Genomic DNA, 19,314 nt, shown 5'->3' on the forward strand with positions numbered 1-19,314 from the left:
GAAGGCCATGCAAAAGTTAACTGTGATGCTGGGGCTCCTGGCGCTGGGAAGCGCCAATGTTTACGCAGACGCCAGTTGTGAAACGGTAAAGATGGCCGATCCCGGCTGGAGCGATATCGCCGCCACCAATGCCATCACCGGTTTCCTGTTGAGCGGCATGGGCTACAAGGCCAAGGTCGACACCCTGGCGGTGCCGATTACGTTTGGCGGGCTCAAGGACGGTCAGGTAGACGTGTTCCTCGGCAACTGGATGCCGGCGCAGCAGGGCTTCTACGACAAGTTCGTGGCCAATGGCGATGTGGTGCAACTGGCGAAGAACCTCGACGGCACTGAGTTCACCCTCGCCGTGCCCGACTATGTGTGGGACGCCGGGGTGCATGACTTTGCCGACCTGAACAAATTTGCCGACAAGTTCGACAAGAAGATCTACGGCATCGGCTCCGGCGCGCCGGCGAACATCTCGCTGCAGGAGATCATCAAGAAGAACGACTTCGACCTTGGCCAATGGAAGCTGATCGAGTCCAGCGAACAAGCGATGCTCGCCGAAGTGTCGCGGGCGGTGAAGAAGCAAAAGTTCGTCACCTTCCTCGGCTGGACCCCGCACCCGATGAACGTGCAGTTGAAAATGCACTACCTCAAAGGCGGAGAGAAATACTTTGGTGACACCGGCAGCGTGTATACCTTGACCCGCAAGGGCTATGCACAAGCCTGCCCGAACGTAGGAAAGCTGCTGACCAACCTGAGTTTTACCCAGGAGATGGAGAACAGCATCATGGCCGAGGTGGCCAACAACAAGGTCAGCAATGCCGAAGCGGCGAAGGCGTGGATCAAGGCCAACCCGGCGGTATTGGATAAGTGGCTGGATGGCGTGAAGACCGTGGATGGCAAGGATGCGCTGGCCGCTGTAAAAGCCAAACTCTGAGCCTCAAACGGGCTTGTGTGGGAGCTGGCTTGCCTGCGATAGGATCACCTCGGTCTTACTGACAGACCGAGTCGCCTGCATCGCAGGCAAGCCAGCTCCCACAGGGACCGGTGTGTGCTGATAACCTGATGCAAACCTTTCAATCCGAGCCTTTCATGCCCCGGCCCAACCGCCAATCACTTTTCCCCTTTCTCGCCTGGCTGCCGCGCCAGACCCGCGCCAGCGTCGGTCGGGACGCACTGGTTGGCCTCAGTGGCGCCGTGCTCGCCCTGCCACAGTCGATTGCCTACGCGCTGATCGCCGGCCTCCCCCCCGAATACGGCCTTTACGCCGCGATCATCCCGGTGTTGATCGCCTGCCTCTGGGGCTCCTCCTGGCACTTGATCTGCGGGCCCACGGCGGCCATTTCCATTGTGCTTTACGCCAGCGTCAGTCCCCTGGCTGTGCCGGGGTCCCAGGACTACATCACGCTGATCCTGCTGCTCACCTTCCTCGCCGGCATCTTCCAGTGGCTGCTGGGCATGCTGCGCTTTGGCGCGCTGGTGAATTTTGTCTCTCACTCGGTGGTGCTCGGTTTCACCCTGGGCGCCGCGGTGGTGATCGCCCTGGGACAGTTGCCCAACCTGTTGGGGCTGGACCTACCGAGCCAGGCCACGGCAATCAATAGCCTGCTGGCACTGATCCACCACAGTGGCGAATGGGACCGTGCGTCCCTTGCCCTGGGGTTGGGCACTTTACTGCTGGGCGCGCTGCTCAAATACCTGCTGCCGCGCTGGCCGACGTTGTTGATCGCCCTGGCACTGGGCAGCTTGGTGGCGTGGCTGTGGCCGGCGATATTCGGGCATGTGGCGCTGGTCAGTTCGTTTATTGGCAAGCTGCCGCCGTTCAGCCCGTTGCCGATGGACCTGGACATGATCTTGCGCCTGCTGCCCAGCGCCGTGGCGGTGGGCATGCTCGGGCTGGTGACCAGCCTGTCGATTGCCCGCTCGCTGTCGGCCCGTTCGCAACAATTGCTCGATGCCAACCAAGAGGTTCGCGCGCAGGGTTTATCCAATATCGTGGGCGGATTTTTCTCCGGCTACCTGTCAGCCGGTTCCTTTACTCGCTCCGGCCTCAGCTACGAAGCAGGCGCCTGCTCGCCGTTGGCTGGCGTGTTTTCCGCTCTGTGGGTGGCGTTGTTCGCATTATTCGGTGCAGCGTTGATTGCGCACATCCCGATACCGAGCATGGCCGCAAGCATCCTGTTGATTTGCTGGGGCCTGGTGGACCATCGCGGCATTCGAGCGTTGTTCCGTGTGAGTCGCGCCGAGTTTGTGGTGATGGGCCTTACCTGCGTCGCCACTTTGCTGCTGGAGCTGCAGACGGCGATTTATGCCGGGGTACTGGCGTCGCTGTTTTTCTACCTCAAGCGCACCTCGCAACCACGGGTACAGCAATGGCGCGACGGGGATGAGGATGTGCTCCGGGTGGGCGGCTCGATCTTCTTCGGCGCCAGCCATTACCTGCAAGTGCGCCTGCAGAGCCTGCAGGGTGAACGGGTGGTGATCGAGGCCCAGCAGATCAACTTTATCGACTATTCCGGGGTGGAGATGCTGCACCAGGAGGCGCGGCGCTTGCGGGGGTTGGGGCGCAGCTTGACGTTGCGCCGGGCGCGGCCGCAGGTGATGGAAGAGTTGAGGAAACTGGAAGGGGCCGACAACTGCCCCATCCAGTTCCAAGACTGAAAACGATCAACAATGTGGGAGGGGGCTTGCCCCCGATAGCGGTGTGTCAGCCATGGATGTATCAACTGACACTCCCTCATCGGGGGCAAGCCCCCTCCCACATTCGGATCAGTGTCAGATCAACTGGCGGCGCAGCTCAGCCAACACTGGCGCCGAATCCGGGCGCACGCCGCGCCACAGGAAGAACGCTTCCGCCGCTTGCTCAACCAGCATGCCCAGGCCATCCATCGCCACGGCTGCGCCTTGTTCGTTGGCCCAGCGGCAGAACGCGGTCGGCTCCTTGGCGTACATCATGTCGTAGCAAAACGTCTTGCCTGGTTCGATCAGGCTGCCGGCAATCGGCGGTACATCGCCTGACAGGCTGGCGGAGGTGGCGTTGATGATCACGTCCACCGGCTCACGCAGCCAGTCGAAACCACTGGCAGACACCGGGCCCAGATCGTCGAACAACTCGGCGAGCAATTCCGCCTTTTCCACGGTGCGGTTGGCGATGATCAGCGAGGCCGGCTGCTCGGCCAGCAGCGGCTCCAGCGCGCCACGTACCGCGCCACCCGCGCCCAGCAACAAGATGCGCTTGCCTTGCAGGGTCAGCCCGGCATTGACCGTGAGGTCGCGCACCAGGCCGGCGCCGTCGGTGTTGTCGCCCAGCAGGCTGCCATCGGCCAGCTTGCTCAGGGTGTTCACCGCACCCGCGCGTTGGGCGCGCTCGGTGAGGCTGTTGGCCAGGCGGTAAGCGTCTTCCTTGAACGGCACTGTGACATTGGCGCCTCGGCCCTGTAGAAAAAACTCACGGGCGCAGCCGGTGAAATCCTCCAAGGGCGCGAGCAAGGTGCTGTAGTCCAGTTGCTCGCCCGTCTGCTCGGCGAACATCCGGTGGATCAGTGGTGACTTACTGTGGCCGATGGGATTGCCGAAGACGACATAACGGTCCATCAGACAGCCGCCTTGGGCGTGGCAACGCCCAGCCAGTCGCGGTCTTGCAGGAAGTAGTCGGTGAGGCGTGCCTCTTCGCTGCCGGCCTGGGCCTTCCAGTCATAGCTCCAGCGCACTTGCGGCGGCAGCGACATCAGGATCGACTCGGTGCGCCCGCCCGACTGCAGGCCGAAGAGGGTGCCACGGTCATAGACCAAGTTGAATTCTACGTAGCGGCCACGGCGGAATTCCTGGAATTCGCGCTGTTGCTCGGTGTAGGCGATGGCCTTGCGGCGCTGCACAATCGGCAGGTAAGCGTCGATGTACGCGTCGCCGATGGCGCGAATGAAGGCGAAGCAGGTGTCAAAGTCCCACTCGTTCAAGTCATCGAAGAACAGACCGCCGATACCGCGCGGTTCGTTGCGGTGCTTGATGTGGAAGTAGGTGTCGCACCAGGCCTTGTAGCGCGAATACACGTCCGGTCCGAACGGCGCACAGGCCTGCTCGGCCACGCGGTGCCAGTGGATGCAGTCTTCTTCGTTGCCGTAGTAAGGCGTGAGGTCGAAACCGCCGCCGAACCACCACACCGCCTCTTCGCCTTCTTTTTCGGCGATGAAAAAACGCACATTGGCGTGGGAAGTCGGCACATGAGGATTGTGTGGGTGGATCACCAGCGACACGCCCAGGGCCTCAAAACCACGGCCGGCCAGTTCAGGCCGATGCGCGCTGGCGGACGGTGGGAGGCCGCTGCCAAACACGTGGGAAAAGTTAACGCCGCCTTTTTCGATCACCGAGCCGTTTTCGATCACACGGGTGCGACCACCGCCACCGGCAGGCCGGGTCCAGGCGTCTTCGATAAAGCGAGTGTCCGTCTCGAAGGTTTCCAGGGCGCTGCAAATACGGTCTTGCAGGTCAAGCAGGTAGGCCTTTACAGCCTCGGTGCGGGTAGTCATGGCATCACCTTGAATCGGGCAAAGCTACGCGAGGCCATTGGGCGTCGGCGGCAAATGGGCGCACAGGATACCACTGCACCCCATTGCGCCGCAGTTGACGAAGATCAAGCTTAGGAGTGGGATAGGGGGCTACGCGAATTCGACCCAAGGAGAAGGCAGATGGCAAAACGTATCCAGTTCAGCGCCCATGGCGGCCCCGATGTACTTGAGTATGTGGACTACACGCCGGCCGAGCCGGGCCCGCAGCAGGTTCGCGTGCGCAACGAGGCGATCGGCCTCAACTTCATCGACACCTATTTCCGCAGCGGCCTGTATGCGCCACCCGCGTTGCCATCGGGATTGGGCGCAGAGGGCGCTGGCGTAGTCGACGCTGTCGGTAGCGAAGTCACCCAATTCAAGGTCGGCGACCGCGTGGCCTACGGCAGCGGCCCGCTGGGCGCCTACAGCCAATTGCATGTGTTGCCCGCCGCCAACCTGGTGCACCTGCCCGACGACATCAGCTTCGAACAAGCCGCCGGCGCCATGCTCAAGGGCCTGACCGTGCAATACCTGTTGCGCCAGACCTATGAACTCAAAGGCGGCGAAACCATCCTGTTCCATGCCGCCGCAGGTGGCGTGGGCTCCCTGGCCTGCCAATGGGCCAAGGCCCTGGGCGTCAAGCTGATCGGTACCGTGAGTTCGCCGGAAAAAGCCGCGCTGGCCAAATCCCTCGGCGCCTGGGAAACCATCGACTACAGCAAGGAAGACGTCGCACAGCGCGTGCTGGAATTGACCGACGGCAAAAAAGTCCCAGTGGTGTATGACGGTGTCGGCAAGGACACCTGGCTGACGTCGCTGGACAGCGTGGCGCCCCGTGGGCTGGTGGTGAGCTTCGGCAATGCGTCGGGCGCGGTGGATGGGGTGAACCTGGGGATCCTGTCGGCCAAGGGCTCGCTGTACGTCACCCGGCCGACCTTGGCGACCTATGCCAACAACCCGCAGAACCTGCAGGCGATGGCCGATGACCTGTTCTCGATGATCAAGAGCGGCAAGGTGCGCATTGATATCAACCAGCGCTACCCGCTGGCGGAAGCGGCGAAGGCGCAGACGGAGTTGTCGGGGCGGCGCACGACGGGGTCGACCATTCTGTTGCCGTAAGGCAACCGATATCTGGAGTCCGTAAGGGCCTCATCGCGGGCAAGCCCGGCTCCCACATTTGACCGTGTTGTCATGAAAGACGCGGATCAGGTGTGGGAGCCGGGCTTGCCCGCGATGGCCACACCTCGGTCTCAAGCAGGCCGCACCACCTCACCCGTCGCCAGATCGCGAATCAGGCTCGGGTTCTTGCGCCCACCCAGGGCGCCACCCAACACCAGGTCCACCTGGCCACGGAAGTATTGCTCCACGCGAATCCGCGTGCGTGCCGCCGGGCGGCCCTGCGGGTTGGCCGAGGTGGAAATCAACGGCCCCACCAGCGAGCACAAGTCGCGCACCAGTGGATGGTCCGTCACGCGCAGCGCCACGGTGTCGTGCACACCCGTTACCCATTCCGGCAGCAAATCCTGGTGCGGTACCAGCCAAGTATTCGGCCCCGGCCAGGTGCTGGCCATGCGGTCGATCCAATCCTGCGGGAAGTCTTCAAACAGGAAGTCGAACTGGCGGATGTTGTCCGCCACCAGGATCAGGCCCTTGTCCACCGAACGGTTCTTGATGGCGAGCAAACGGTCCACTGCTTCTTCGTTCCACGGGTCGCAGCCCAAGCCCCAAACCGCTTCGGTTGGATAGGCAATCACTGCGCCTGCGCGAATTTCTCGTGCGGTTTCCAGCACACGCCACCGGTTGACCATTGTTCACTCTCCAGACTAAAGCTCTGCGCAGTTTACCGATCTTCGTTACAAAACCTAGCAGCGCGCAAGCCAGCGTCCGCTTTCGCAGATGACCTGGCCTTCGAGCTCAAGCTCGGTCAGGGTCGCCAACACCTGGGACAACGGCCGCCCACTGGCAATCGACAGCGCCTCACTGGTGTGGGGCGCCGCGTGCAGCAGCGCCACGAGCGGATGCACGACAGGGATCGGCGTCGGGCGGGACAGGGCCTGCCAGCCGCGCAACCCTTCAAGAATGTGCTCGATGGTTTCCACCAACACCGCACCGTCGCGGATCAACTGATGACAGCCCTTGGCACCGGGATGGTGGATGGAACCCGGAATGGCATACACCTCCCGTCCTTGCTCGGCCGCCAGTTTCGCGGTGATCAGCGAACCGCTGGCCATGCTGGCTTCCACCACCAGCACGCCCAGGGACAGGCCACTTATGATGCGGTTACGCCTGGGGAAGTTGCCGGCCTGGGGCGGAGCGTCCAGGGGAAACTCGGAAACCACGGCGCTGCCCTGGTCAATCATCGCCGCTGCCAACCGTTTGTGGCGCTGTGGATAAAAATTTTCAAGCCCGGTGCCGAGCACGCCGATTGTCTGGCCGCCCACGTCCAATGCCGCTTGATGGGCGGCGCCGTCAATGCCCAAGGCCAGGCCGCTGGTGATGACAAAACCCGCGCTCGCCAAACTGCGGGAAAACGCAGCCGCCGTGTCCATGCCAGGACGGGATGCACGACGGCTGCCCACCATCGCCAGTTGCGGTTTTTCCAGGATCAGAGGGTCCCCTGCAACGAATAACAGCGGTGGCGCGTCATCGATCTGGGCGAGCAACGCGGGGTACTCCGGCTGGTCCCACATCAGCAAATGCTGGCCCGGACGCGCCAGCCAGGCCAATGCCGCACTGGCACCGTCGCGGATTTCATGACTGCGCCGTGCATCGGCACTGGTGGCAGGCAAGCCCAGTGAACGCCAGGCACTGGCGGGGGCGCTGATCGCCTTCGACGCAGAGCCGAACGCTTCGATCAGTAGGTGAAAACGTTTCGGACCCAGTTCCGGCAGCCTGTGCAAGCGTAGTCGGGCTTCCAATTCTGACGGGGATATTTCATGACTGTTTATCGGATTCATTGGATCGTCCTTGACCAGAACAAGCTGTGGATAACTCTGTTGGTAACTTATTTAGCAGGCTATTTATTGTGTTTGATGAGCAGTCTCGAAACGGTCCATCACCACCAAGGGTCGTGAGGCACTGAGCACCAGGCCGTAACTGAGCTTTTCGTAGGTGCGAAACACCAGCAGGGTGCCGGCGTGCTCATCGGGAAGTGCCACCGGGGCACCAGTGAGGGTGTCGCGGACGGTGGCGCCTGTCTTGATCACGCTGAGCAGTTGGCCTTCGGCCAGGCCATCGCGGCGACCTTTGTTGAGCGTGACGGCATCGAGCACGCCGATCTGGGTGACGCCTTTGGGGATATCGATGATTTGCCCTTTCACGAAAGCCGCGCTTGGCTTGCGCGAAAAAGTCGCCGGGTCGACGGGAGACTCCGCGCGTAACAGGCGGTCGCCGGGTCGCACCTCTTGAGTGACCCGCTGTACGGCCAGGGTCGTCAGGTCGCCGGCCACGACAAATTGCGCCGTGCCGATGTCGTCGGCATTGATGCCCAGCAGCTCCTGGGTCTGAGGGTCGGTATAGACCTTGCCGCGTCGGAATATTCCGTAATGGGGTTGGGAAGGTTCCAGGTTGCCTCGGGCATACACCCGCTCACCGTTAGCCCCCAGCACACGCCCTGCATCGGCGGCGATAATGTAAGGGGCGTTGTCCAGATCCTGGGGCGAATCAAGAATGCGGTTATGCAGTAAAAAGCGCTGTATGGCCTGTTGCGTCGGTTGATCCAGACGCTGGACGGGCTGGGGCAGCAGGGCCATGGCAAGCGGGGCCCACAGCAGCAAGACGAGTAGCGATTTCCTCATGGGGTGAATCTCCTTTATTATGTGCGTTCGCGTGAAATGCCAGGGCCTTCGCGGCTTAGGGACGTTTCACACCGGCTGTCTGGGTCCATCCCAACGCCGATTTGCCTCTACCTCACATGTGCAGCAATTACGCTTATGGCTATTTTGAACATCCTCGAATTTCCCGACTCGCGCCTGCGCACGATCGCCAAACCGGTGGCCGTAGTGGACGACAAGGTTCGTCAGTTGGTCGATGACATGTTTGAAACAATGTATGAAGCCCCGGGCATCGGCCTCGCCGCTACCCAGGTCAACGTGCATCTGCGCGTCGTGGTCATGGACCTGTCGGAAGATCGCAGCGAACCGATGGTGTACATCAACCCAGAGTTCGAACCGCTGACCGACGAGATGGGTGAATACCAGGAAGGCTGCCTGTCGGTGCCGGAGTTCTACGAGAACGTCGAACGCCCGCTGCGCGTCAAGATCAAGGCCCTGGACCGCGACGGCAAGCCGTTCGAGCTGATTGCCGAAGGCCTGCTGGCGGTGTGCATCCAGCACGAATGCGACCACCTCAATGGCAAGCTGTTTGTCGACTACCTGTCCACGCTCAAGCGCGACCGGATCAAGAAGAAGCTGGAAAAAAAGCATCGCCAGCAAGCTTGATGCCCTTCTTCCAAAGGCTTGCTGCGGCAAGCCTTTTTCTTTTGTGACTGCTTTTAACCGAGAACTTCCATGACCGAGCCACTGCGCATTGTTTTTGCCGGTACCCCCGAATTTGCCGCCGAACACCTCAAGGCGCTGCTTGCCAGCCCTTATGACATCGTCGCGGTATACACCCAGCCGGATCGCCCGGCCGGTCGCGGGCAAAAACTGATGCCGAGCCCGGTCAAGCAGTTGGCGCTGGAGCACGACATTCCCGTGCTGCAACCGCCGACCTTGCGCAATGCCGAGGCCCAGGCCGAACTGGCGGCGCTCAAGCCAGACCTGTTGGTGGTCGTTGCCTACGGCTTGATCCTGCCGCAAGCGGTGCTGGATATCCCGCGCCTGGGTTGCATCAACAGCCATGCGTCGCTGCTGCCACGCTGGCGCGGGGCGGCGCCGATCCAGCGGGCCGTGGAAGCCGGCGACAGCGAGAGCGGCGTGACCGTGATGCGCATGGAGGCTGGCCTGGACACCGGCCCGATGTTGCTGAAAGTCACCACCCCGATCACCGCCGCAGACACCGGCGGCAGCCTGCACGACCGCCTTGCCGAGCTGGGCCCGCCTGCCGTGATCCAGGCCATTGCCGGCCTGGCAGCCGGTACGCTGGAAGGCGAAATACAGGACGACAGCCTCGCGACCTACGCCCACAAACTGAACAAAGACGAAGCGCGCATCGACTGGAGCCGCCCGGCCGTGGAGCTGGAACGCCTGGTACGTGCCTTCAACCCGTGGCCGATCTGCCATAGCACGCTAAATGGCGAAGCCTTGAAAGTGCTGGCCGCAACCCTGGCCGAAGGCAAGGGCGCGCCCGGTGAAATCATCGGCGCCAGCAAGGACGGCCTGTTGGTCGCTTGCGGCGATCAGGCGCTGTGCCTGACCCGTCTGCAATTGCCCGGGGGCAAGGCGCTTAATTTCAGCGATTTGTTCAACAGCCGTCGTGAGAAATTTGCCCTGGGCACCGTCCTCGGGGTGGTCGCCCAATGAACCCGCGTCTGGCCGCCGCCAAGGCTCTCGCCGCCGTCCTCAACGGCAAGGCGTCGCTGAACAGTTCATTGCCGACCCAGTTGGACAAGGTCGAAGACCGCGATCGCGGTTTCACCCAGGACCTGGCCTTTGGCACGGCCCGCTGGCAGCCACGCTTGTCGGCGCTGGCGGCCAAGCTGCTGCAGAAACCGTTCAAGGCCGCCGATGCGGATGTCGAGGCGCTGCTGCTGGTGGGCCTGTATCAGTTGCTCTATACCCGCGTCCCCGCTCACGCCGCGATCGGCGAAACGGTCGGTTGCGCCGACAAGCTGAAAAAACCTTGGGCCAAAGCCCTGCTCAATGCCGTGCTGCGCCGCGCCCAGCGCGAAAGCGAAGCGCTGCTGGCCGAATTGGAACATGACCCGGTGGTGCGCACCGCCCACCCGCGCTGGCTGCAAAAGTCCCTGAAGGCGTTCTGGCCTGAGCAGTGGGAAGCCATTTGCGCGGCGAACAATGCGCACCCGCCGATGATCCTGCGGGTCAACCGTCGTCATCACAGCCGTGACGCCTACCTGCAATTGCTCACCACCGCCGGCATCAATGCCACGCCGTGCGTGTACAGCGTCGACGGCATCGTGCTCGAAGCGGCCACCGATGTGCGCAGCCTGCCGGGCTTTGCCGAAGGCTGGATCAGCGTGCAGGACGAAGCAGCGCAACTGGCTGCCGACCTGCTCGACCTGGCGCCCGGCCAACGCGTGCTGGATGCCTGCTGCGCGCCAGGCGGCAAGACCTGCCACATCCTTGAGGTGCAACAAGACCTCGCCGGTGTGGTGGCTGTCGACCTGGAAGCCAAGCGCCTGGTGCGCGTGCGCGAAAACCTCGCCCGCCTGGGCCTCAGCGCCGAACTGATCGCCGCCGACGGCCGCGACACCGCCACCTGGTGGGACGGCAAACCGTTCCAGCGCATCCTGCTCGATGCGCCGTGCTCCGCCACTGGGGTGATCCGTCGCCACCCGGACATCAAGCTCACCCGCCAACCCGATGACATCGCCGCGCTGGCCGTGCTGCAAGGCGAATTGCTCGACGCGCTGTGGCCAACCCTGGATATCGGCGGCATCCTGCTCTACGCCACCTGCTCCACGTTGCCGACTGAAAACACCGAGGTGATCGAAGCCTTCCTCGCCCGCACCAGCGGCGCCCGGGAGCTGGACCTTGCCACCACGGCCGGCATCAAGCAGCCCCATGGCCGCCAGTTGCTCGCGCAAGAAGGCGGACACGATGGCTTCTACTACGCCAAACTGATCAAGATCGCCGCCGCGCGCGGCTGAATGGTTTTAAGGGAGTGACCGGATGAAAATCATCATCCTTGGGGCAGGGCAGGTCGGCGGTACGCTGGCCGAACATTTGGCCAGTGAAGCCAACGACATCACCGTGGTCGACACTGATGCCGAGCGCCTGCGCAACCTCGGCGACCGCCTGGACATCCGCACGGTGCAGGGCCGCGCGTCGTTTCCAACCGTGCTGCGCCAGGCCGGCGCTGACGATGCCGACATGCTCGTCGCCGTGACCAACAGCGACGAAACCAACATGGTCGCCTGCCAGGTCGCCCACACCCTGTTCCACACCCCGACCAAGATCGCCCGTGTGCGCGAAGCGGCCTATCTGACCCGCGCCGGCCTGTTCGACAACGATGCGATTCCGGTGGACGTGTTGATCAGCCCCGAGCAAGTGGTCACCCACTACATCAAGCGCCTGATCGAAATCCCCGGCGCCCTGCAGGTGATCGACTTTGCCGGCGGCAAGGCGCAACTGGTCGCGGTAAAGGCCTATTACGGCGGCCCGCTGGTGGGGCAGCAACTGCGTCAGTTGCGCGAGCACATGCCGAATGTGGAAACCCGCGTAGCCGCGATTTTCCGTCGTGACCGCCCGATCCTGCCCCAGGGCGATACGGTGATCGAGGCTGACGACGAAGTATTTTTCATCGCCGCCAAGGCGAATATTCGCGCGGTCATGAGCGAAATGCGCCGCCTCGACGAGACCTACAAACGCATCGTCATCGCGGGGGGAGGGCAGATCGGCGAGCGCTTGGCCGAAGCCATCGAAAGCCGCTACCAGGTCAAGATCATCGAGATGAGCCCGGCACGTTGCCGGCATTTGTCCGACACCCTCGACAGCACCGTCGTCCTGCAAGGCAGCGCCTCGGACCGCGACCTGCTGATGGAAGAAAACATCGCCGACGCCGATATCTTCCTGGCCCTGACCAACGATGACGAAGCCAATATCATGTCGTCATTGCTGGCCAAGCGGTTGGGTGCGAAAAAGGTGATGACCATCATCAACAACCCGGCTTATGTGGACTTGATCCAAGGTGGCGATATCGACATCGCCATCAGCCCGCAGTTGGCCACCATCGGCACCTTGCTCGCCCACGTGCGCCGTGGCGATATCGTCAGCGTGCACTCCCTGCGTCGAGGCGCGGCGGAAGCCATCGAGGCGATTGCACACGGTGACTCGAAATCGAGCAAGGTGATCGGCAAGGCCATCCGCTATATCGGCCTGCCGCCGGGGACGACCATAGGCGCGATCATTCGTGATGAAGAAGTGATCATCGCCCATGACGATACGGTGATTGAAACCGGGGACCATGTGATCCTGTTTCTGGTGGATAAGAAACATATTCGCGATGTGGAGAAGTTGTTCCACGTTGGGCTGAGTTTTTTCTGATGGCGCTACCGCCGGCAAGCCGGCTCCTACAGGGGGGTTGTATGCTTGAGTCACTGGAGAAAATGCTCGCCAAGGGTGTGGATAACGCGCTGCTACGATTTGGCTTGGGCAAGGGTTACCTGGACTTGAAAGACAACGCCAAGGCGGCGGAGCATCTGCAAAAGTGCGTCGAGTTTGATCCGAAATATTCGGCGGCGTGGAAGCTTCTGGGCAAGGCGCAGTTGGGCTTGGAAGATCGTTCGGCGGCGCGGCTGGCGTGGGAGAAGGGCATCGAAGCGGCCCAGGCCCATGGCGACAAACAGGCCGAAAAAGAGATGACGGTGTTCCTGAAGAAACTCGACCGCCAACCTTGAGCCGATCCCTTGTGGGAGCTGGCTTGCCTGCGATGGCATCACCTCGGTTTAACTGAAAGACTGAATTGCCTGCATCGCAGGCAAGCCAGCTCCCACATTAGATCTTCATGGGTCCTGAGTCAGGGGTGGCTCAATACCACCGCGCCTCACCCGGCGGGCGCTTCTTGAAGCGTTTCATGCTCCACATGTACTGGCTCGGGTACGCGCCGACATAACGTTCCACCACCTTGCTCATCGCCGCGCAGGACGTGGCGGTGTCGGTGCTGTACATGTCTTCCGGCGCCGCTTCCAGGATCACTTTGTAACCCGAACCGTCCGGCAGCCGCAGCGCATGCAGGAACACGCCTACCGCCTTGTGGCCGGCGAGCATGTTCGGCACGAACTTGCTGGTCAGCGCCTGGGTGGCGAAGAATGGCACGAAGATCCCGGCGGATTCGGCCGGCTCCGGGTCTGCGGGGATACCTACCTGGCCGCCTTTGCGCACTTCCTTGATCACACTGAGAATGCCTTCCTTGGTCGACGCGGCCACACGGTTGCCCAATTGCACGCGCTGCTTGCGCAGCAATTCGTCCACCGCCTTGAGTTTGGGCGGGCGGTAGAAAATGATCGGTTTGCATTGGCTGCAATAGAAGTGGTTCAGCACTTCCCAGTTGCCCAAGTGGCTGGTGATACCGACCACGCCTTTGCCCGAGGCGAGGGCTTCGTGCAGCACCTCCAGGCCTTCGACTTCACGCACCAGGTCAATGGAGCGCTGGGCCGGCCAGATCCAGGCGCAGGCGCTTTCGGTCAGGGACTTGCCGATGTCCATCAGGCTGCGGCCGACCAGCGCTTCGCGCTCGGCGGGGTCCATGTCCGGGAAGCATTTGGAGAGGTTGATCCGCACGGTGTCGCGGGAACGATTGGGGGTTTTCCACATAATCCAGCCAATAGCCGTGCCGACGGCCTGGACAGCGCGCCATGGCAGCAGGGCAAACAGCCGGAGAGCGCCTACCAGCAAGGCGCCTTTAAACTTTTCCACAGGTCACTCCTGATCGTGTGTGGTGCGCAAAGCCGGCATTCTAACCGGCGTTGGCCAGGTCCGCGTAACGGTCGCAGTCCTGAGTGTGGTCCATGACCATGCCCGAGGCCTGCATGAACGCGTAGCAAATGGTCGGGCCGACAAAGGTAAAGCCGGCTTTTTTCAGCGTCTTGCTCATTGCTTCGGCCTCGGGCGTGATCGCCGGGACTTCGCTGCGATCCTTGAAATGGTTGACCTTGGGTGTGCCGCCGACGAAGGACCAGAGCAACCCCACCGGGTCCTCCAGCGCCAGCCAGGCGGCGGCATTGCGTCGGGTGGCATTGAGTTTCAGGCGGTTACGCACGATGCCCGGATCGAGCATCAGCGCTTCGATCTCGGCGTCGCTCAGTTGGGCCAAACGCTGCGCATTAAAACCGAACAAGACCTTTCGATAATGCTCGCGTTTGCGTAAAACGGTGATCCAGGACAGGCCCGCCTGGAACCCTTCGAGTAAAAGCAACTCGAACAAACCCTGCGCATCGCGCAGCGGCGTTCCCCACTCCTGATCGTGATAAGCCATGTACAGCGGATCTTCAGAACACCAAAAGCAGCGTGGCATAAGGCTCCAGGGGATGGTGGCGCGGCCGAATCGGGTATACTCCCGCTCTTTAAATCGCAGCCCAAGTAACAGGTGAATTTCGTGAGCCAGCCTACGCCAGCCGTGCGTACCTTCCAAGACTTGATCCTCGCCCTCCAGCAATACTGGGCCGAGCAAGGTTGTGTGGTACTTCAGCCCTACGATATGGAAGTAGGCGCCGGCACTTTCCACACCGCTACCTTCCTGCGGGCCATTGGCCCGGAAACCTGGAACGCCGCTTATGTGCAGCCCAGTCGTCGCCCGACTGACGGCCGCTACGGCGAAAACCCGAACCGTCTGCAGCACTACTACCAGTTCCAGGTGGTACTGAAGCCGAACCCGGACAATTTCCAGGAACTGTACCTGGGCTCGCTCAAGCATGTGGGCCTCGACCCACTGGTCCATGACATCCGTTTTGTCGAAGACAACTGGGAATCGCCGACCCTGGGCGCCTGGGGCCTGGGCTGGGAAGTCTGGCTCAACGGTATGGAAGTGACGCAGTTCACTTACTTCCAGCAAGCCGGTGGCATCGAGTGCTACCCGGTGACCGGCGAGATCACCTACGGTCTCGAGCGCCTGGCCATGTACCTGCAAGGCGTGGACTCGGTCTACGACCTGGTGTGGGCTGACGGTCCGTTCGGCAAAGTGACCTACGGCGACGTGTTCCACCAGAACGAGGTGGAGCAGTCCACCTACAACTTCGAACACGCCAACGTCGACAAACTGTTCGAACTGTTCGACTTCTATGAAAGCGAAGCCAAGCGCCTGATCGAACTCGACCAGCCGCTGCCGTTGCCAAGCTATGAAATGGTGTTGAAGGCCTCCCATACCTTCAACCTGCTGGATGCCCGCCGTGCCATCTCGGTTACCGCGCGCCAGCAATACATCCTGCGTGTGCGCACCCTGGCGCGTTCCGTCGCCCAAGCCTACCTGCTGGCTCGCGCCAAGCTGGGCTTCCCGATGGCAACCCCGGACCTGCGTGATGAAGTGTTGGCTAAGCTGGAGGCTGCACAATGAGTGCTCAAGATTTCCTGGTTGAACTGGGCACAGAAGAGCTGCCACCCAAGGCACTGAACACCCTGGCCGACGCGTTCCTGGCCGGTATCGAAAAAGGCCTGCAGACCGCTGGCCTGAAATTCGCCGCGAAAAAAGTCTACGCCGCGCCACGTCGCCTGGCCGTGTTGCTGACCGCGCTGGAAACCCAGCAGCCGGACCGCAGCATCAACCTCGACGGCCCGCCACGCCAGGCGGCTTTCGATGCTGAAGGCAACCCGACTCAAGCTGCACTGGGTTTTGCCAAGAAATGTGGCGTGGAGCTGAGCGAGATCGACCAGAGCGGTCCGAAACTGCGTTTCAGCCAGGTCATCACCGGCAAGCCGACCGCCAGCCTGTTGCCGACCATCGTCGAAGATTCCCTGAACGACTTGCCGATTCCCAAGCGCATGCGCTGGGGTGCTCGCAAGGAAGAGTTCGTACGTCCGACCCAGTGGCTGGTGATGCTGCTCGGTGATCAAGTCATCGACTGCACCCTCCTCGCCCAGAAAGCCGGTCGTGATTCCCGTGGCCACCGCTTCCACCACCCGCAAGCCGTACGCATCACGTCGCCGGCCAACTACCTCAACGACCTGCGCGCCGCCTATGTGCTGGCCGATGCCAACGAGCGGCGCGAGCTGATCAGCAAGCGTACCGAAGAGCTGGCCCGCCTGCAGGAAGGCACCGCCATTGTGCCGCCAAGCCTGCTCGACGAAGTGACGGCGTTGGTTGAGTGGCCAGTGCCGCTGGTGTGCTCGTTCGAGGAACGTTTCCTCGACGTGCCGCAAGAAGCGCTGATCACCACCATGCAGGACAACCAGAAGTATTTCTGCCTGCTGGATGTGGACGGCAAGTTGCTGCCGCGTTTCATCACCGTGGCCAACATCGAGAGCAAGGACCCGCAGCAGATTATCGCCGGTAACGAAAAAGTCGTTCGCCCGCGCCTGACCGACGCCGAGTTCTTCTTCAAGCAAGACAAGAAGCAGAAGCTCGAAGACTTCAACCTGCGCCTGCAAAACGTGGTGTTCCAGGAAAAACTCGGCAGCGTCTACGACAAGGCCGTACGGGTCTCCAAGCTGGCCGCCTACATTGCGCCACGCATTGGCGGCGATTCCGCCTGGGCTGCGCGTGCAGGCTTGCTGTCCAAGTGCGACCTGGCCACCGAGATGGTCGGCGAGTTCCCGGAGATGCAAGGTGTCGCCGGCTACTACTACGCGCTCAACGACGGCGAACCGCAAGATGTCGCCCTGGCCCTGAACGAGCAGTACATGCCACGCGGTGCCGGCGCTGAACTGCCGACCACCCTGACCGGTGCAGCCGTGGCGATCGCCGACAAGCTGGATACCCTTGTGGGTATCTTCGGTATCGGCATGTTGCCAACCGGCAGCAAAGACCCGTATGCCCTGCGCCGTGCGGCCCTGGGCGTGCTGCGTATCCTCATCGACAAGAAGCTCGACCTCGACCTGACCCAGGCCGTGGTGTTCGCCGTCGGCCAGTTCGGTGCCAAGGTCAAGCAGGCCGGCCTGGCCGAGCAAGTGCTGGAGTTCGTGTTCGACCGCCTGCGTGCGCGCTACGAAGACGAAGGCGTGGACGTGTCGGTGTACCTGTCGGTACGTGCCCTGCAGCCGGGTTCGGCGCTGGACTTCGACCAGCGCGTACAAGCCGTGCAGGCCTTCCGCAAACTGCCGGAAGCCGATGCACTGGCCGCCGTGAACAAGCGTGTGTCGAACCTGCTGAGCAAGGCCGAAGGCCTGGGCAATGCCGACGTCGACCCTGGCCTGTTTGCAGACGCCAAGGAGTTTTCGCTGAACTCGGCCATCGCCAAGGCTGAAAACGCCGTGAAGCCGCTGATCGCCGAGCGCAACTACGCCGAAGCATTGGCGCGCCTGGCCACCTTGCGTGAGCCGGTGGATGCGTTCTTCGAAGCCGTGATGATCAATGCCGAAGATGCCGGCGTGCGGAAAAACCGCTACGCCATGCTGGCACGCCTGCGTGGCTTGTTCGTCAATATCGCTGACATTTCGACGCTGAGCTGACCATGTTGAAACTGCTGATTCTCGATCGGGACGGAGTGATCAACTACGACTCCGACGCTTACATCAAGTCGGTGGCGGAATGGATTCCACTGCCCGGTTCGATCGAGGCCATCGCGCAGTTGAGCAAAGCTGGCTGGACAGTGGCGATCGCCACCAACCAGTCCGGCATCTCCCGTGGTTACTACGACATCGCCACCCTGGACGCCATGCACGCACGCCTGCGCGCGTTGGTGGCCGAGCAGGGCGGTGAGGTGGGGCTGGTGGTGTACTGCCCCCACGGGCCGGATGAGGGCTGCGATTGCCGCAAACCCAAACCCGGCATGTTGAAAACCATTGCAGAACATTACAAGGTGCCCTTGGCTGGGATATGGTTCGTCGGGGACAGCCTCGGTGACCTGGAGGCGGCCAAAGCCGTCGACTCTCAGCCAGTTTTGGTTAAGACCGGGAAAGGCGAAAAGACCCAGGCGAAAAACCTGCCGGTAGGCACCTTGATTTTTGACGATCTGGCGGCCGTTGCCGCAGAACTTATCAACAACTAGCCGCCCTCGACTTCCTGACCAAGGATTGTTCGGGAGTGCGCTTTTAACAGGCGGGCGTTGTCCCGCAACGGTAAATGCCGCCATGTCGATTTTGCAGGCCATCAGAACCTTCTTCTTTTACCTGCTGTTGGGCACCAGTTCGTTTCTCTGGTGCACCCTGAGCTTTTTTATCGCGCCTTTCCTGCCGTTCAAGGCGCGCTATCGCTTTATCAACGTCTATTGGTGCCGCTGCGCGTTGTGGCTGACCAAGGTGTTCCTGAACATCCGCTTCGAGATCAAGGGCGCGGAAAACGTACCGGACCAGCCCTGCGTGATTCTGTCGAACCACCAGAGCACCTGGGAGACGTTCTTTCTCTCGGCGTACTTCTCGCCGTTGAGCCAGGTGCTTAAGCGCGAATTGCTGTATGTACCGTTCTTCGGCTGGGCCATGGCCATGTTGCGGCCGATCGCCATTGACCGTGACAACCCCAAGGCGGCCCTCAAGCACGTGGCCAAGAAGGGCGACGAGTTGCTCAAGGATGGTGTTTGGGTGCTGATCTTCCCCGAAGGCACTCGTGTGCCCTACGGCACCGTGGGCAAGTTCTCACGTGGCGGCACGGCGTTGGCCGTCAACGCCAACCTGCCCGTACTGCCGATTGCCCACAACGCCGGCAAATTCTGGCCAAAAACCGGCTGGGCTAAACGCGAAGGCACCATCACCGTAGTCATCGGCGAACCGATGTACGCCGAAGGTGAAGGGCCACGGGCGATTGCTGCGCTGAATGACCGTGCTGCGGCCTGGAATGAAGCGCAGCAACGGGCCATGGGTTCGCTGCCGCCTGAGCCCGTTGTGGTGGACACGCCGGTGATCTGAGCATCTGTGGATAACCTGTGCACGGTTTGTTGGCGAATTGCACTTTTTGACTTATAAGAATCTGATTTTATTACATATTTCCCAAGCTCATAAAATCACGGAAAAGGTGCATAAGTTTTTTCCGCAGAAAAAAACCGGTCCTTGCGACCGGTTTTTTATGCACAGCAGGAAAG

The 19,314-nt window shown here is 61.7% G+C and carries 19 protein-coding genes; 12 read left to right on the forward strand and 7 right to left on the reverse strand.

The window, feature by feature from the left end; translation table 11 throughout:
• Window positions 1-7: 7 nt before the first annotated feature.
• Window positions 8-922 (forward strand): choline ABC transporter substrate-binding protein, encoded by a 915-nt coding sequence (gene choX, locus CWC48_RS10430; protein WP_078046213.1) that lies wholly within the window; start codon window positions 8-10, stop codon window positions 920-922.
• Between the two features lie 155 nt (window positions 923-1,077).
• Window positions 1,078-2,646: a SulP family inorganic anion transporter gene (locus CWC48_RS10435; protein WP_100492510.1), complete on the forward strand. Its 1,569-nt coding sequence runs from the start codon at window positions 1,078-1,080 to the stop codon at window positions 2,644-2,646.
• Between the two features lie 114 nt (window positions 2,647-2,760).
• Here the strand turns inward: CWC48_RS10435 and aroE are convergent, their stop codons facing one another.
• Complete coding sequence (gene aroE, locus CWC48_RS10440; RefSeq protein ID WP_078046212.1) at window positions 2,761-3,579, reverse strand: shikimate dehydrogenase; 819 nt, start codon at window positions 3,577-3,579, stop codon at window positions 2,761-2,763.
• Window positions 3,579-4,511, reverse strand: a complete 933-nt coding sequence (gene hemF, locus CWC48_RS10445) for an oxygen-dependent coproporphyrinogen oxidase (protein WP_078046211.1) — start codon at window positions 4,509-4,511, stop codon at window positions 3,579-3,581. Before hemF ends, aroE begins: the two co-directional genes overlap by 1 nt.
• Window positions 4,512-4,670: 159 nt before the next feature.
• Here hemF and CWC48_RS10450 point away from each other — a divergent pair, with 159 nt between their 5' ends.
• On the forward strand, window positions 4,671-5,648 hold the full coding sequence (locus CWC48_RS10450) for a quinone oxidoreductase (RefSeq protein WP_099493292.1): 978 nt from the start codon (window positions 4,671-4,673) through the stop codon (window positions 5,646-5,648).
• 131 nt (window positions 5,649-5,779) lie between these two features.
• Here the strand turns inward: CWC48_RS10450 and CWC48_RS10455 are convergent, their stop codons facing one another.
• The 3 genes from CWC48_RS10455 to CWC48_RS10465 all read right to left on the reverse strand — a co-directional run bounded on the left by CWC48_RS10455 (window position 5,780) and on the right by CWC48_RS10465 (window position 8,326).
• The gene (locus CWC48_RS10455; protein WP_078046209.1) at window positions 5,780-6,337 is read right to left on the reverse strand and encodes an L-threonylcarbamoyladenylate synthase; all 558 of its coding nucleotides are present in this window, start codon (window positions 6,335-6,337) and stop codon (window positions 5,780-5,782) included.
• A 54-nt stretch (window positions 6,338-6,391) separates the two neighbouring features.
• A complete protein-coding gene (gene dprA / locus CWC48_RS10460; RefSeq protein ID WP_078046208.1) occupies window positions 6,392-7,486 on the reverse strand; it encodes a DNA-processing protein DprA in 1,095 nt (364 codons plus the stop codon).
• Window positions 7,487-7,549: 63 nt separating this feature from the next.
• Window positions 7,550-8,326: a peptidoglycan-binding protein gene (locus CWC48_RS10465; protein WP_078046207.1), complete on the reverse strand. Its 777-nt coding sequence runs from the start codon at window positions 8,324-8,326 to the stop codon at window positions 7,550-7,552.
• A 135-nt stretch (window positions 8,327-8,461) separates the two neighbouring features.
• Here CWC48_RS10465 and def point away from each other — a divergent pair, with 135 nt between their 5' ends.
• From def to CWC48_RS10490, 5 genes are all read left to right on the forward strand, one after another.
• The gene (def, locus tag CWC48_RS10470; protein ID WP_029290229.1) at window positions 8,462-8,968 is read left to right on the forward strand and encodes a peptide deformylase; all 507 of its coding nucleotides are present in this window, start codon (window positions 8,462-8,464) and stop codon (window positions 8,966-8,968) included.
• Window positions 8,969-9,037: 69 nt separating this feature from the next.
• Window positions 9,038-9,991 (forward strand): methionyl-tRNA formyltransferase, encoded by a 954-nt coding sequence (gene fmt, locus CWC48_RS10475; RefSeq protein WP_100491828.1) that lies wholly within the window; start codon window positions 9,038-9,040, stop codon window positions 9,989-9,991.
• Window positions 9,988-11,298: a 16S rRNA (cytosine(967)-C(5))-methyltransferase RsmB gene (gene rsmB, locus CWC48_RS10480; RefSeq protein ID WP_100491829.1), complete on the forward strand. Its 1,311-nt coding sequence runs from the start codon at window positions 9,988-9,990 to the stop codon at window positions 11,296-11,298. The genes fmt and rsmB overlap by 4 nt, the downstream gene beginning before the upstream one ends.
• A 22-nt stretch (window positions 11,299-11,320) precedes the next feature.
• Window positions 11,321-12,694 carry a Trk system potassium transporter TrkA gene (gene trkA, locus CWC48_RS10485; RefSeq protein WP_100491830.1) on the forward strand — a complete coding sequence of 458 codons (1,374 nt, stop codon included), beginning with the start codon at window positions 11,321-11,323 and terminating at the stop codon, window positions 12,692-12,694.
• Between the two features lie 41 nt (window positions 12,695-12,735).
• Window positions 12,736-13,047, forward strand: coding sequence for a hypothetical protein (locus CWC48_RS10490; RefSeq protein WP_100491831.1), 312 nt, complete (start codon window positions 12,736-12,738; stop codon window positions 13,045-13,047).
• A gap of 130 nt (window positions 13,048-13,177) precedes the next feature.
• Here CWC48_RS10490 and CWC48_RS10495 read toward each other — a convergent pair whose 3' ends face one another.
• On the reverse strand, window positions 13,178-14,065 hold the full coding sequence (locus CWC48_RS10495; protein ID WP_025854378.1) for a lysophospholipid acyltransferase: 888 nt from the start codon (window positions 14,063-14,065) through the stop codon (window positions 13,178-13,180).
• 40 nt (window positions 14,066-14,105) lie between these two features.
• Complete coding sequence (locus CWC48_RS10500) at window positions 14,106-14,663, reverse strand: DNA-3-methyladenine glycosylase I (RefSeq protein ID WP_078046203.1); 558 nt, start codon at window positions 14,661-14,663, stop codon at window positions 14,106-14,108.
• A gap of 81 nt (window positions 14,664-14,744) precedes the next feature.
• On the opposite strand from CWC48_RS10500, the gene glyQ reads away from it, so the two are divergent.
• From glyQ to CWC48_RS10520, 4 genes are all read left to right on the forward strand, one after another.
• Window positions 14,745-15,698 carry a glycine--tRNA ligase subunit alpha gene (glyQ, locus tag CWC48_RS10505; RefSeq protein WP_003187265.1) on the forward strand — a complete coding sequence of 318 codons (954 nt, stop codon included), beginning with the start codon at window positions 14,745-14,747 and terminating at the stop codon, window positions 15,696-15,698.
• Window positions 15,695-17,749, forward strand: a complete 2,055-nt coding sequence (gene glyS / locus CWC48_RS10510; RefSeq protein WP_078046202.1) for a glycine--tRNA ligase subunit beta — start codon at window positions 15,695-15,697, stop codon at window positions 17,747-17,749. The genes glyQ and glyS overlap by 4 nt, the downstream gene beginning before the upstream one ends.
• Window positions 17,750-17,751: 2 nt before the next feature.
• On the forward strand, window positions 17,752-18,288 hold the full coding sequence (gmhB, locus tag CWC48_RS10515; RefSeq protein ID WP_177409483.1) for a D-glycero-beta-D-manno-heptose 1,7-bisphosphate 7-phosphatase: 537 nt from the start codon (window positions 17,752-17,754) through the stop codon (window positions 18,286-18,288).
• Between the two features lie 82 nt (window positions 18,289-18,370).
• Entirely contained in the window at window positions 18,371-19,141 is a 771-nt protein-coding gene (locus CWC48_RS10520; protein WP_078046201.1) for a 1-acyl-sn-glycerol-3-phosphate acyltransferase, read from the forward strand.
• The last annotated feature ends 173 nt before the right edge of the window (window positions 19,142-19,314 follow it).

This window comes from Pseudomonas sp. S10E 269 (assembly GCF_002798465.1).
GTDB classification, from domain to species: Bacteria; Pseudomonadota; Gammaproteobacteria; order Pseudomonadales; family Pseudomonadaceae; genus Aquipseudomonas; species Aquipseudomonas pergaminensis.